Genomic DNA, 14,621 nt, shown 5'->3' with positions numbered 1-14,621 from the left:
TGATTATTGGTTAGTAATTTTTTTTAGTTTAGAAAAGTCAGCTTTAGGAGCTGTTCTTAAGATTTGAAAAGAGGTGTTTAAATCACTTTTTCTTAACTGTTTCATTTTTACTTTTTGTAAAACATTTTTAGCTTTAGAAACATCTTTAAATTTAACTAGCTTAAGGTCTAATTTTTCTGAAGCTATTTTTGATTTGTATTTAATGGGCATTTTAACTGAAACATAAGCTTCTTTTGCTGTAAACTCTTTATGATCACTTTTTTTAGGATCAAAAATTGTTCTGTAGCTAAGCGGATTTTCGAAGGTTTCAGCAAGTACAGTATTATCACCGTCTAAGCCAATAATAGCCCAATTACCTGATTCTTCTGTAGGTAGAGAGTAACTACCCTCTACTTCGGTTTTTGAGACAGGAGTAATTCCGTTATTAGTAATTTTATAGGTTACTACTAAATGTTTTTTACTTACCCTGTTTTTTTTGTTTTGTAACCTTAGTTCAGGAGATAAATTATCAATTTTTCTAATACTCCTAGCAGAAGCAGGTTTAATTCCTCCAGATTTACCCATGGCAGTAGTACCTCTAAACCTTACATTTTTAGGTTTAAAAGGATCTTTAACATTTTTTATGTTCTTAAAAGTGTTAATTCTTTTTACTTGAAGTAAATTGCTACTAACTCCTAATTTTGGCTTGTTTTTGTCTATGTTTTTGTTTTTATCATTTGTTTGTTTTAGTAAGAGTAATTTTGGAGTTTTTAGACTTACTAAATTGTTAGTAGTTTTAGAAATCATATTTTTTTCTCCCTCTTTAGAGTCTATCTTATAAAAGTATTTGATGTTAGAAGGAATGATTTCTGAAAGGGCACGATCTACAGGTGTGTTTGCTAACTGACCTGAGACACTAAAGTTTTTATTGTCTCCAACTATAAATAAAAGAAAGTTTTGTTTAGAAAGCTCTTTTATAACTGAAGAAATTGAGGCTCTGTTTAATTTACCAGATAAGGTGTGATTGTCAACGTTGTACTTAATATTTACTTGTTGTGAAAACAAATAATTACTCATAAGTAAACAGATTATTACAATTGCTAGTTTTTTCATTACAATAGTTTTAGGTTAATGAGTTGATTATTAGTTTACAAAGTTACTTTGAGACTTGTTTTTTGAGAGAATGTAAAAGGATAGTTTTGAAGGAGGGGTTTCCCCTCTTTTTCTATAGGTTATATATTGTAGAGAAGATGTATTTTTTTCCTTGAAAAGAAGAGTAGAAGTATGACTATATAGAGTAAGTCAACAATGTATTATCCATACAATCATGTAGCTGTACAGATAAGTATAGGTTAAATTAAAAAATATGAGATTTGTTTACTCAAAAATGGCAACAGCTCTTACTGGCGATCCTGTTCCTCCTCTAATTTTTAAAGGTAAAGCTATAAATCGAAATCTGCCTCTGCCTATTAGCTTATCAAGATTTATCATGTTTTCATAATGAGTAAACCCCATTTCTCCACAAATATGATGTACTTTTTTGTTGGATACTTTAGGAACACCAGGAGACATAGTTTCTACACCGAAAGCAGCAATTTTTTGTTCTCCAAGCCAAGTAGCACATTCTGTAGTAATACCTGGACCTTTTCCCCAGTTTTCAGTATTAAAATGTTTAGCGTAGTGGTTTGTACAAATAAGCACAGTATCACCTTTTTTTATGCTGAGTTTTTCTTTTTCTAACTGTTCTTTAACTTCTTCAGAAGTAATTAATTCCTGTAAGTTTTTATGAGAAAAATCTAAACAAATACCTTCAGTATAAAACATACTAAGAGGCATAGTATCTATAGATTTTCCTTCATGTTTAGCAGCCATATGGTTTAAAGCATCAACATGAGTTCCTGTATGTTCTCCCATTTCTAGTTTATATACAGCAGGAGTTCTAGTAGTAGGGTTTTTAATTCCGTCCCATTCTTCATGGGTATTGTGCACAGACATTTTAACTTGTGGAAGACTTTTATAAACAGGCATTCCGTCAAAAATATCTTGACTTAAATCTATAATTTCTGGCATGGTTATAACTCAATCTTCACATTGTAATTTTTAAGCTCCTCAATGTAGTTTTGAGCAGTAAAATTATCATTATCAAACTTCTCTTGTCTATTTTTTTTCATTTTAATTCTATGAATAGCCTCTAGGAAACGACGCATTTCATTATCATCATTAATAATAATTCCAGGAACTTTGGCATTGTCACCATTATCCTTTTTTGCTACCATAGTAAAATAAGAAGAATTACAGTGTTTAGTGTTTCCTGTTTGTATATTTTGTGACTCTACTCGTATACCAACTACCATTGAAGTTTTACCGACATAATTAATTGAGGCTTTCATTGTAACTAATTCACCTACTTCAATAGGATTTATAAAGTTAACAGTATCTACTGATGCTGTTACGCAATAAGTTCCAGAATGTTTAGAGGCACATGCAAAAGCAATTTGATCCATTAACTTTAAAATGTAACCTCCGTGAATTTTACCACTAAAGTTAGCGTGGGAAGGAAGCATTAACTCAGAAATAGTAATGCGAGTATCTTCTATATTTCTATAAATATTATTGTTCATTATCTTTTCTTATTCCTCTAAAGTGAGGAGATTGTTCTTCTTCAACATGAGTTATAAAATACTTTGTGTCACCTAACCAAAAGAAAGTTCCAAAACGCTCTTTGTATGTAACTTTTACATAGCGACCTTGGTATTCTTGAAGTTTTTCAATAACTTCTTTTTGATTGTCTTCTACTGAAAAAGCAAAAATTTGCGCTCCAGAAATACCTTGGCTAATTTCACCTTCCCAAGTTTTTACTACTACACCTTTATAGCTAATTTTTATGAGTTCACCAGAGCGAACACCTTCACTATAGGGAACAAAATAAATAAAAGCATAGTATAGGGCTGCTATAAGAGCAATACCAATTAAAATTAATCCTAAAATTTTTTTCATAGTAATATATTGAAGAATGTATAATAACAAAAGTAAGGTTTATATTTTGACTTGTAAAATGAATTGAAAGTGGTAAGTTTGTGTTGCTTCAAAAAATGATGAATATGAATTATATTTTATTTGATGGTGATGTACGCACAGCCTTACTACCATTTACATATACAAGACCTGTAGCTGATATAAGAATAGGGATTTTGACTATTAGAGAAAAGTGGGAAAAATACTTAGGTTTAACAACTACAACTGTAACAGAAGAGTATTTAGAAGAGAAATACCCTATGGTTGAAATGGAAAAAAATGTATTGTTAAATGCTTCTTTTTTACCAACAAAACCTTTGGTTGAAATGGTTAAAAACCTACAAGCTAATCAAGCTATTTTTAAAGGTGAAGATGTAATTGCCTTTTACACAACAGATAATCAAGATGAAGTTGATTTTTCTTCTTACGATCAAATTGAGTTTGAAGATGATATTATTCAAGTAAAAAATACTTGGGATATTTTTTCATTAAATGATAAAGCTATTCGTGCAGATTTTGAGTTAATTACCGAAGGTAGAAAATCACAACCAATTCCTGAAACTGTTAATTGTGTTAATAGAAATGACATATTTGTTGAAAAAGGAGCAAAGCTAACTTTTGCTACGTTAAATGCTTCTACAGGACCGATTTATATAGGTGAAAATGCTGAAATCATGGAAGGTGTTGTGGTAAGAGGAGCGCTAGTAATGTGTGAACATTCAGTATTAAAATTAGGAGCAAAAATATACGGAGCTACCACTTTAGGACCTTATAGTAAAGTAGGGGGAGAGGTAAATAATTCAGTTTTATTTGGATACTCAAATAAGGGGCACGACGGATTTTTAGGAAATTCTGTGTTAGGTGAATGGTGTAATATAGGAGCTGATAGTAATAACTCTAACCTTAAAAATAACTATGCTGAAGTTAAGTTATGGAATTATGAAACTGGGCGTTTTGCTAAAACAGGATTGCAGTTTTGTGGGTTAATGATGGGAGATCATTCAAAATGCGGAATTAATACGATGTTTAATACAGGAACAGTTGTTGGTGTATCTGCGAACATTTTTGGAAGTGGGTTCCCAAGAAATTTTGTTCCTTCATTCAGTTGGGGAGGAGCTTCAGGGTTTACTGAATACAAAACAAATAAAGTTTTTGAAGTTGCAGATGTGGTAATGAAAAGACGAGGTATTGAATTTGATGAAAGAGAAAAACAAATTCTAGAACACGTTTTTGAAGAAACAAAACAATATAGAAACTATTAAATCATAAAAAGGCTTTACATTTTGTAAAGTCTTTTTTAGTTAAAAACGAACTCTAAAAACCAGATTAGGAGTAACACCCAAAGACATTTTGTTTACTTCTTTTAATTTGTATTCAATTTCATTATCTGAGTTTCTAATAGGAATAGCGTTATAAGTTCTACTTAAAATATTTTTATTATTAAAGATATTAAGTAAAGAGAAGCCGAATTTACCTTTCCATCTTTCAGAAAAATTAAATGAATACGTCATAGAGGCGTCTATTCGACTATAATTAGGAAGTCTAAGTGCATTAATGTTATCTGAGTCTAAGTTAATATAAGGAGCACCATCATCATCTGTATAAAATTCTTTAACAGCAGTATAAGGATTACCAGTTCTGTAGATCCATCCAAGAGAAAATTCGTAATTATTTAATTTATAGGCATGAGACCATGAAAAATAGTTAGTAATATCATGATTTGCTGGGAAAAATTTATTCTCTAAGTCTAGGAACTTAAATCTATTTTTAGTGTATGAATAGTTAACCCAGGTTCTGTAATTATTAAATTTTTTATTAATTAGTAAATCAATACCGTATACTTTCCCTTTACCATTAGAAAAGTCATCAGTTTGATCGTTATAACCACTTGTTTGCGATGTCATACCGCTAACTTTTTTATAATAAGGTTCTATATCTATTTTCCAATTGTCTTTGTTAAAAAGGAGTCCAGTTGAAATCTGTAAACTTTTTTGAAGAGGAATGTCATCGTTATTAACCTGAGCCCATATTTGGTTCTCTAAATCGAATCCTAAGCTAGAGGTTTGAAACTCTATAATTTGACTTAAAGTTTGATGCTTTTGTTCAAAAGAAGCCTTAACACTTAAATTTGAAGCAATTTTTTTTTCAAAATACAATCTAGGCTCTAAAACAAGTTTGTCAATTTTAGAAAAATAATTAAATCTGACTCCAGAGTTTAGATTCCAATCATCGTTATCATATAAATACTCAGCAAAAATAGAATGAGTGTTGTTTGTTCCTTTATCTTTTTGTTCTGATGAATATCGGTTTTCACCTTCTACGTCAGCTAAATATTTTAATTCATAAGCCGCTTTTGTTGATGTAAAGTCATAACCCCAAAACAAATCAGTTCTATCATTAAAAGAATAGTTCATATTATATGAAATACCAAAATCAGTTAAGGAATTATTTTTAGTAGATAATAAAATAAGATAATCATCTATATAGTTGTAATTACCTACATAATCTAAGTGAAAACTAGAAAAATAACTTTTTATACTATGAGTCTTTTTTTTAGATGATTGTTTCTTCCAATTAACACTTATACCAGTATTATCGATATCTAATTTATCATTGTATTTGTCTTGGTAAATTGGAATGGTAAAATCATTAAACATTTGATTTTTTGTATGTAAGAAACTTATGCTTAAAGACTCCTCTTCATTAGGTTTATATATAAACTTTGTAGTGTAGTCTAAAAATTTAAACTTATTATTTCTATCAAACTTAATATTTTTATCTAGAATTTGATTCTCTTGATTATCGTCAAATGTTTGAAAAACACGCATAGATAATTTATCAAAAGTGAATGTTTTTAAAATATCAGAAAAAGATCTCCTAGCAGAAAAAGAAAGCGCTGTTTTTTCTGAAAACGGAATAGTTATAAGTGCATCAGCATGAGTCATGTTCAAACCAAAATTTCCCGTAATTTTATTTGGTATTTTTTCTGTTGTTTTGATATCTATTACACCAGAAACCCTATTTCCATATCTTGCTCCTGTACCACTTTTAGATAAGGTAACTTCTTTGGTAGTATAAGGGTTAAAAGCAGAGATCATTCCAAAAAAATGCCCAGAATAATACATTTTTATACCATCCCATAAAACTAAGTTTTGGTGTGGCGTACCGCCTCTTATATAAATACCTGCTGCTGTTTCGTTTGGACTTTGAACACCAGGGATAATTTTTAAACTTTCTAATACATCTGGTTCTGTTAAACCAGGTAAAACACCTAATTGTTTAGGGAGTATGGATATAGCTCCGTTTTTCTTTTTATTAATACCAGAGGTAATATAGTTTGTTACAAGAATTTCTTTTAAAAGGTTATATTCGTTAAGTTTAAAATTAGAGTTTTTGGTTATGTAGTAATAACGCTCATTAATTTGGTTAAAAATTAAAGGAGTTTGACGTTCAATTTCACCTATAAGGTATACCAGCTCACATTTTTTCTTTTTAAAAGAAAAGTTTTTTCCACGAATTATCTCTGTATTAAAAGAAAACTTTACACCAAAATTGGTTTCAGTTTCTTTTAATACATCCAACAAAGGTGTATCAATAAAAGAAATGTCTACCTTTTCTTGAGAAAAAATAGACATCGCTAAGCATATAAAAAGTACACTTAATTTTATCTTCATTTACTATATGTCAATATAACTGAACTATTTTCTGCTAATTTATAAGAAATTTTCATAGGAGCAAAAACAGTTTGCAATGCTATATTAACATCTTCATGTGTAAAAGTACCTGTAAAGCGTTGAGAGGTATCTATTCTTGAAGCGTCAAATTTTAATTTAAATTGATTTTCTAAAGCTTTTATAACTTGATGTAAAGGAGTGTTGTTAAAAGAACTTTCACCTTCTACCCAAGAAGGAGTAGTATCTACAAACTCCCATTTTTCACTAGAGTTACTATAGTTTCTGAAGGCTTTTCCTTTAGTTAAAATTACTTCTTCTTTATTTTTTGAAGTAACTTTTACTTTACCTTCATAACATTTAACTTCAAAATAATTTTCTGAAGTGTTTACAGTAAACTTAGTTCCTAACACTGTAACATTACCTTCATTAGATTTTACAGTAAAAGATTTTCCTTTTTCTACTTCGAAATAAGCCTTTCCTTTTAAAGATAACTCTCTTTTATCTTCCCAATTTTGTTTTTTGTATGTTATTTCAGATTTAGGTGATAAATGAGCTTTAGAGTTGTCAGGTAAAGTAATTGTTAGTTGTTCTCCATAACTTGTAGAAAAATTAGTTGTATTATTATTAAAGTATAAAAAACTAATTAACAAAGCTATAGATGCAACTGCACCATACATCCAAGTAGGGATTAACTTTACTACTTTTTTGTTAGTTTTTGTTGGCTCTAAGTTTGTTTGAATTTTATTAAAAGCATCTTCTTTATTATAGGTAGGAGCTTTTAATAATTGTGAAGCATCATCAATAGCTTTAAATTGATGATAAACTTCGGTTTGTTGAAACTCTTTCAATTCTTCAGCCGATAGCTCATTGGCTATCCATCTCGCTAAAAAAGTTTCATCTTTATAATTTATTTTCATTTCCTATTATTCGTGCTATTTGTATTAAAAACAAGTAAAAGACTAATTACCCTACTACAAATATTGTTTTTTATTACACTTTACCTATTTGCTCTTTTAAAGTAAGCAGAGCTTTGCTCATTCTTTTTTCTACTGCTTTCACAGAAACTCCAACTATATCAGCAATTTCACTATACTTTTTTTTGTCTATTCGACTAAGTAAAAAAACTTCTCTTTGCTTTTCTGGTAAGTCGGCAATGGCTTTTTTTAATTTTGTATGAAACTCTTCTTCTTCTAAAAGAAATTGAGGTGTTTCATTAGTCTTACCAGAAGAAATACTTTGTTTTTGATGCTCTAATACAACCTTTTTGTGAGCTACATCATTTAAAAAATGATTATTAGCTACTGTATACAGGTAAGATTTAGCTTTTTCAAAATAAACTTTAGAGCAATTATTCCATAATTTTATATACGCTTCCTGTACGATGTCTTCAGCTTGCTGAGTATCACCGCACTTATAATATATATAATTTCTTAATGTTTGTGAGTGCTGATTAAAAATTTCTTTAAAATTATTCTGCTCACAAACAGACTTTAAGGGTTCTTTATTCATTTAGATTAAATTCTTAATCAACAGCAAATGTATGAAAATGTAATTAAGAGGTTAAAAAATTATTAATATAACTTATAAATAGGTAGTTTTTTGTGTGCTTTTTCGTAATGTGGAGTTTTTTTGTAAACCCAATACAACTGTGCTTGTGGATTTTTAGCAAAATCATCCTCAGATTTTAACTTCTCTAAAAACTCTTGTTTTATTATAGGGTTATTGTTTAAAAAGTCTTCAGCAATATCTTCAAAAACGTAAGAAGAATATCCTTCTTTTTGTTGTAATATAGTATCAAAGAAGTTCCAGTTAAAAAAAGAATCAGGAGCTTCTGCCTCTAAGGTTTCTAAAATATAACGTATTCCTGGTTGATTTGTTGGAATATAAATATCTCCTTTAGAAAATTTAATTTGTTGATTTCCTGTTCTTTCAACTTCAGTATTATAATGTAAATAATGACCTTCGTATGCCATTTTTCGAGTTTCAAATTCTTTAATGTGTTGAACTTCGACAATTAATGTGGTATCTTTTTGAAAACGAGTAAAATCAATTTTATTATTTTGTAATCGATCTACAACATTATGCCAGCCTTTTTGTAAAATATATGCTTTTGGAATTGTAATTTCTTTGGTAGAAATAAAGTTGTTATAATAGGAGACCTTTTTATTATAAGGTTTTGTTCTATCATAAAACAAACGCTTTCCATTAGTTATTTTGCTGTCTATAAGTGAACCTTCATAACCTTTAAAATTTAATATTGATGGATCGTTAGTGTCAACACTGAAAACTACAGGATATGTTTTATTATTGATAACTTCATCAACAGCATTTTTTCGTAAACCTTTTATTTTGCTGCTGTTTTCTTCAGAAAAATCTAAAGTAGAAAATAATAGCTCATAGGTTTGTTCTACTCTAATTTTATATGGTTTTAACATATGAGTTTCAACCATTAATCCTAACGTGTTGAATAGGGTAGTGTAACCAGTAGAATACCTAGGTGAATCGAAAAACTGTGACCAACCACTTTCTGGAGTTGTTCCCCAAACATTTACATAAGGAGTAATAATAATGTCTTTCTCAGCCAAAGACTGTTCTATTTCAGGACGCATTTTAGTTTCAATAAATTCACCAAGTTTTCCTCCCAATTTATTATGCTGTGTGAATAAATGTGTAATAGCATATTGATAATCTGCCCCATTACTTACATGATTGTCAATAAAAACATCGGGATTTATAGTGTGAAAAATCTCAGCAAAAGTGGCGGCGTTTTTGGTATCCTGTTTAATAAAGTCACGATTCAAATCGTAATTACGAGCATTTCCTCTAAAACCATATTCTTTTGGGCCATTTTGGTTGGCTCTTGTGTGTGAATTTCTGTTTAGCGCACCACCTATATTGTAGACAGGAACAACACAGATTAAAGAGTTTTTGTATTTGTTTTTTAAAGAATCATTTTGAACAATGTTTCTTAATAGTAACATTGATGCATCAACCCCGTCAGATTCTCCAGGGTGAATACCATTATTAATTAAAACTCTATTTTTTGAAGAGTTCTTGAGTGCTTTAATATTGGTTTTTCCATCGGCATTGAAAACAACTAAATGTAAAGGTTTTTCAATATCTGTAGTACCTATTTCAAACAAAGAAATTTCAGGGTATATTTCAGCTAAACGTTCATAAAAAGAAATTACTTCTTGATACTTAGGAGTTTCTGTTCCGTTAGATGTTTCAAACAGTGTAGTGAAATCGTTATTCTTTTTTGTTGATTCTGGTTTACAAGCAACAGTAATTATTAGGAGTAGTACAAATAGTTTTTTCAAAGTAACGTATTTAAAAGTTTAAATTCTAACTGCGTCAGGTACTAATCCTGTATAGTCACCATTATTTCTGATTACATCTCTTACAATTGATGAAGAAATATAACTTTTACCCGAGGAGGTTAGTAAAAATACAGTCTCTATTTCAGAAAGTTTTCTATTAGTATGTGCAATAGCTTTTTCAAACTCAAAATCGGCAGGATTACGTAAACCTCTTAAAATAAATTGAGCATCTTGCTCTTTACAAAAGTTCACGGTAAGCCCACTATAGGTAAGCACTTTTATTTTTGGCTCGTGTTTAAAAGTCTCTTCTATAAAACGTTGGCGTTCTTCTAATGAAAACATGTATTTTTTATCTGCATTTACACCAATTGCGATGATTAACTCATCAAAAAGGGTAACACCACGTTCAATAATATCTAAGTGTCCTAAAGTTATTGGATCAAAAGATCCAGGAAAAATTGCTCTTTTCATTATATTTTGTCATTTAAAGCCATTTCAATAGCATTTCCGAATAATTCCGTTAAAGAAATACCCGCATGATTGGCTTGCTGTGGTAAAATACTTGCCTCAGTTAACCCAGGAACAGTATTCATTTCTATAAAATGTGGCTCATCGTTAACCAAAATATATTCAGAACGAGAAAAACCACGCATGTTTAAAATTTCATATACACGTTTAGCTACTTCTTTCACTCTTTTTCTTTGAGAATCAGTTAAACGTGCAGGAGTAATTTCTTGTGACTCTCCTTCATATTTAGCTTTATAATCGAAAAAATCATTTTCTGAAACAATTTCTGTTATTGGTAGTACTTTTGTTACTCCTTTATATTGAATTACTCCAACAGAAACCTCAGTTCCGTCTAAAAAGCTTTCAATTAATATTTCAGTATCTTCTTCATATGCTTTTTCTATAGCAGGAATTAACTCTTCTTTAGTATATACTTTCGATATACCAAAACTAGAACCCGCACCATTTGGTTTTACAAAGCAAGGAAGTCCCACTTTTTTTATGAAAGCATCACAATCTATTTCATCACCCTTGTTTAGGTATATAGAAATAGCAGTTGCTATTCCGTATTGCTTTACCACGCTTAAGGTATCACGTTTATTAAAGGTTAAGGCCATTTGATAGAATGGGGCAGAGGTGTGTTTTATGCTAATAAGATCAAAATAGGCTAAGATAATTCCGTTTTCACCCGGTGTACCGTGAATAGCATTAAAAACACAATCGAATGTGATTTTTTGCTCTTTAACTTCAACTGAAAAATTTTCTCTATTTATTGGATATTCTACATCATTATCATCAACATATACCCATTTATTTTCTAAAATATGAACTTTAAAAGCGTTATACTTTTCTTTATCAATATGTTTGTAAACTACATTACCACTTTTTAGAGAAATTCCTACTTCTGAGGAATAACCTCCCATAATAATAGCGATGTTTTTTTTCACTTCAAATGTATTTCAATTACTGTTTTTATCATTGTTTGTCTAAAATCCAATCGTTGGATTATACAAACTTACCAAAAAAACTCGTTTAAGACTTGTCGAATTTAAAATAGTAATATTTTTACTGTAAATTTGTGCGATCTTACAAAAAAATGATATGAGTAATTTTACAGAAAAAACTGGAGGTTTATTTCAATTTATAAAAAGTAAATCTTTTTTAAAAAACATAATTATAGCAGTTGTTTCAATACTAGTTTTTGTATTTGTATTACAATGGTGGTTAGGAGTTACAACAAACCACAATCAAAAAATACAAGTACCTGACTTGCATAAAATGTCGTTAGCTGATGTTGAGCAAAAACTAAGTGAATTAAATTTAGATTTTGTGGTAATTGATAGTGCAAGCTATAATCCTGAATATCCAAAAAAATCAATTATTGAACAAGATCCGGAAGCAGGTGATTTTGTAAAAGAAAAGCGTAAAATATATTTAACATTAAATCCATCTAAATATAGAGATGTAGAAGTACCTAATTTAAATGGGCGTACCAGACGTCAGGCAACAACACATCTACGCTCAATAGGATTTAAAGTTGGAACGAATGTTACTTGGGTTCATGATATAGGAAAAGATGTGGTTCGTGGATTAAAACATAACGGACAAAAAATAGAGCCAGGAACTAAGTTACCAAAACAAACAACCATCGACTTGATTTTAGGTGATGGTAATGGATACTAATTTTTATAACTGATTGATGCAGGAAGATAATACTCCAGAGATAGAGAATGATGATTTATATGAACATCATAGGTTTGTAGCAACAGATGGTCAAGTACCATTACGAGTAGATAAGTTTTTAATGAATTTTATTGAAAATGCTACTCGAAATAAAATACAGCAAGCAGCTAAAGCAGGAAATGTTTTAGTAAATGATGTTGCTGTAAAACCAAACTACAAAGTAAAACCTAAGGATGTTGTTAGAGTGGTATTAACATATCCACCTCACGAAAACTTATTAGTAGCAGAAGATATTCCTATTGATATAGTGTATGAGGATGATGAAGTAATAGTGGTGAATAAGCCAGCAGGTATGGTAGTACATCCTGGTCATGGAAATTATTCAGGTACGTTAGTAAATGGACTGATTCACCATATAGAAAACTTACCAAAGAATTCTAATGAGCGCCCTGGTTTAGTACATCGAATTGATAAAGATACTAGTGGGTTGTTGGTTGTTGCAAAAACTGAGTATGCAATGGCTCATTTATCTAAGCAATTTTTTGATCGTACTACAGAACGTTTATATTACGCTTTAGTTTGGGGGAATATAGAAGAGGATGAAGGAACTATTGAAGGAAATATAGGTCGTAGCTTTAAAAATCGCTTACAAATGGATGTTTTCCCTGATGGAGAGCATGGTAAGCATGCAGTAACTCATTATAAAGTGTTAGAAAGACTTACGTATGTAACATTGGTACAATGTAAGTTAGAAACGGGTAGAACGCATCAAATTAGAGCTCATTTTAAGCATATTGGTCACACACTTTTTAACGATGAGCGTTATGGAGGTAACGCCATTTTAAAGGGAACTACATTTACTAAATACAAACAATTTGTAGATAATTGTTTTAAAATATTACCAAGACAAGCTTTACATGCAAAAACGTTAGGCTTTACGCATCCAACTACTGGGGAATTTCTAAAGTTTGATTCTGAAGTACCTGAAGATATTACCGCTTGTTTAGAGAAATGGCGTACGTATTCTGAGCATTCTAAATTGGAAGAATAAAAACTTATTCAAAGGAAAAGGCTATATAAAATGAATTCATTTTATATAGCCTTTGTTTCATTTTTCTTATAAATCCACTCAATAATAAAACATAGGGTAATAATTCCAAGAGATACAAATACTCCAATTAGATTCGATTGAAGTTGTTGTTTGATTAGAATAACTAGAGCAATTACACATAAAAAACACCCTAATAAAGGAATTGTTTTATTAGCACCTGTTTCTTTTGAAAGTTTAAAACCTACGTAATTTACAATTCCGAAAATAAGGATGAAGCCAACACTACCAGCAGTAGATATACTTTCTAAATTTAATGTGTTAACTAATACTAGAGTTGCTATAGCGGTAATTAGTAATCCGATAGGTTGATTCCAAAATTTGGCAAGAAAATGATGTGGTAATTCATCATCTTCAGCAATTTCATAGTTAACTTTACTACCTCCATATAATGAAGCATTAATAGCAGAAAATGTAGAAATTAATGCAGCTATGGTTATGATAGTAAATCCTACTTGTCCTAACATTGGTTTAGCGGCTTCTGCTAGTACATAATCTTGTGCTTTGGCAATTTGATTAAATGGGAGAGAACCTACAGTAACAAGAGCAATGATAATGTACAACACAATTACAAATATTACAGAGTAGTAATAAGCTTTTGATATGTTTTTTTCAGGATTTAAAATATCGGGAGCAGCATTGGCTATTAACTCAAAGCCTTCATAGGCAACAAAAATAACCATACCACCAGCAAATAATTTGATAGGGTTTTCCCAGTTACTAATAGATAGTTGAGCCATATTAGGATTTCCTATTAGTCCATAAGCTCCGATGGCAATAAAACCAATAAGAATTATAAGTTTAATAACTACTGCGTATGATTCAATTTTTCCCACTACAGCAATACTGTAGTAGTTAATTGCTGTAGCTATAATAATAATAGCACTGGCATATATATGAAAGTTGATTGTTTTGTTTTGAGTTATTTCCCATAGGTTAGGAGCATAAGAGCCAAAAGCAGAAGCATATAAAGAAAGCATTACAATATAGCTTACCCATAAAAGATTGTTAATAGCTCCGCTAAAAATGGTTCTTCCAAAACCTTGATTAATAAATTTTACAGTGCCACCTCTATCTGGATATTTTTTTGAAAGATGTACATAGCTATATGAGGTTAATAAAGCTAGTATTCCTGCAAGTAAAAAAGCAATTGGAGTTCCTCCTTTAGCAAGTAAAACAGCTAGACCTAAAACGGCAAAAATACCACCGCCTACCATACCACCAATCCCTATTGAAATAGCTTCTTTTAATCCAATTTTTTTAGACATAGTTAGTGACTGTTAGTTAATGTAACAGCCACTAAAGTACTTATTTATTTTTAAAGATTGATTAATC

Annotated in this window: 14 protein-coding genes; 3 read left to right on the top strand and 11 right to left on the bottom strand. The window is 30.3% G+C overall.

All coding sequences use genetic code 11. From position 1 onward, the window contains the following. Nucleotides 1–3 precede the first annotated feature (3 nt). From C8N27_RS08325 to C8N27_RS08310, 4 genes are all read right to left on the bottom strand, one after another. Complete coding sequence (locus C8N27_RS08325) at nucleotides 4–1,092, bottom strand: hypothetical protein (RefSeq protein WP_147431713.1); 1,089 nt, start codon at nucleotides 1,090–1,092, stop codon at nucleotides 4–6. Between the two features lie 264 nt (nucleotides 1,093–1,356). Then, nucleotides 1,357–2,049 (bottom strand): cyclase family protein, encoded by a 693-nt coding sequence (locus tag C8N27_RS08320; RefSeq protein WP_121146990.1) that lies wholly within the window; start codon nucleotides 2,047–2,049, stop codon nucleotides 1,357–1,359. 2 nt (nucleotides 2,050–2,051) lie between these two features. Next, nucleotides 2,052–2,600: an acyl-CoA thioesterase gene (locus tag C8N27_RS08315; protein ID WP_121146989.1), complete on the bottom strand. Its 549-nt coding sequence runs from the start codon at nucleotides 2,598–2,600 to the stop codon at nucleotides 2,052–2,054. After that, nucleotides 2,590–2,976: a 6-phosphogluconate dehydrogenase gene (locus C8N27_RS08310; protein WP_099214232.1), complete on the bottom strand. Its 387-nt coding sequence runs from the start codon at nucleotides 2,974–2,976 to the stop codon at nucleotides 2,590–2,592. The genes C8N27_RS08315 and C8N27_RS08310 overlap by 11 nt, the downstream gene beginning before the upstream one ends. 104 nt (nucleotides 2,977–3,080) lie before the next feature. Between C8N27_RS08310 and C8N27_RS08305 the strand changes: the two genes are divergently transcribed. Continuing rightward, nucleotides 3,081–4,256, top strand: coding sequence for a GlmU family protein (locus C8N27_RS08305; RefSeq protein WP_121146988.1), 1,176 nt, complete (start codon nucleotides 3,081–3,083; stop codon nucleotides 4,254–4,256). 39 nt (nucleotides 4,257–4,295) lie between these two features. Here C8N27_RS08305 and C8N27_RS08300 read toward each other — a convergent pair whose 3' ends face one another. From C8N27_RS08300 to C8N27_RS08275, 6 genes are all read right to left on the bottom strand, one after another. After that, nucleotides 4,296–6,668, bottom strand: a complete 2,373-nt coding sequence (locus tag C8N27_RS08300; RefSeq protein WP_121146987.1) for a TonB-dependent receptor plug domain-containing protein — start codon at nucleotides 6,666–6,668, stop codon at nucleotides 4,296–4,298. Next, on the bottom strand, nucleotides 6,665–7,585 hold the full coding sequence (locus C8N27_RS08295; RefSeq protein ID WP_121146986.1) for a FecR family protein: 921 nt from the start codon (nucleotides 7,583–7,585) through the stop codon (nucleotides 6,665–6,667). The genes C8N27_RS08300 and C8N27_RS08295 overlap by 4 nt, the downstream gene beginning before the upstream one ends. Before the next feature lie 73 nt (nucleotides 7,586–7,658). Beyond that, nucleotides 7,659–8,177: an RNA polymerase sigma factor gene (locus C8N27_RS08290; RefSeq protein WP_121146985.1), complete on the bottom strand. Its 519-nt coding sequence runs from the start codon at nucleotides 8,175–8,177 to the stop codon at nucleotides 7,659–7,661. 62 nt (nucleotides 8,178–8,239) lie between these two features. Beyond that, nucleotides 8,240–9,988: a M14 family metallopeptidase gene (locus tag C8N27_RS08285; RefSeq protein ID WP_121146984.1), complete on the bottom strand. Its 1,749-nt coding sequence runs from the start codon at nucleotides 9,986–9,988 to the stop codon at nucleotides 8,240–8,242. Between the two features lie 18 nt (nucleotides 9,989–10,006). Further along, nucleotides 10,007–10,459, bottom strand: coding sequence for a pantetheine-phosphate adenylyltransferase (gene coaD / locus C8N27_RS08280; protein ID WP_099214238.1), 453 nt, complete (start codon nucleotides 10,457–10,459; stop codon nucleotides 10,007–10,009). Further along, entirely contained in the window at nucleotides 10,459–11,442 is a 984-nt protein-coding gene (locus tag C8N27_RS08275) for a D-alanine--D-alanine ligase (RefSeq protein ID WP_121146983.1), read from the bottom strand. Before C8N27_RS08275 ends, coaD begins: the two co-directional genes overlap by 1 nt. Nucleotides 11,443–11,596: 154 nt before the next feature. Between C8N27_RS08275 and C8N27_RS08270 the strand changes: the two genes are divergently transcribed. Further along, nucleotides 11,597–12,178, top strand: coding sequence for a PASTA domain-containing protein (locus C8N27_RS08270; RefSeq protein ID WP_099214240.1), 582 nt, complete (start codon nucleotides 11,597–11,599; stop codon nucleotides 12,176–12,178). Between the two features lie 16 nt (nucleotides 12,179–12,194). Beyond that, nucleotides 12,195–13,229: an RluA family pseudouridine synthase gene (locus C8N27_RS08265; protein ID WP_121146982.1), complete on the top strand. Its 1,035-nt coding sequence runs from the start codon at nucleotides 12,195–12,197 to the stop codon at nucleotides 13,227–13,229. Nucleotides 13,230–13,270: 41 nt separating this feature from the next. Here C8N27_RS08265 and C8N27_RS08260 read toward each other — a convergent pair whose 3' ends face one another. Further along, nucleotides 13,271–14,554: an APC family permease gene (locus C8N27_RS08260; RefSeq protein WP_121146981.1), complete on the bottom strand. Its 1,284-nt coding sequence runs from the start codon at nucleotides 14,552–14,554 to the stop codon at nucleotides 13,271–13,273. Between the last annotated feature and the right edge of the window lie 67 nt (nucleotides 14,555–14,621).

Source organism: Tenacibaculum discolor (assembly GCF_003664185.1).
In the GTDB taxonomy this organism is placed as follows: Bacteria; Bacteroidota; Bacteroidia; order Flavobacteriales; family Flavobacteriaceae; genus Polaribacter; species Polaribacter discolor.
This window is presented reverse-complemented; position numbering and strand designations above follow the sequence as displayed.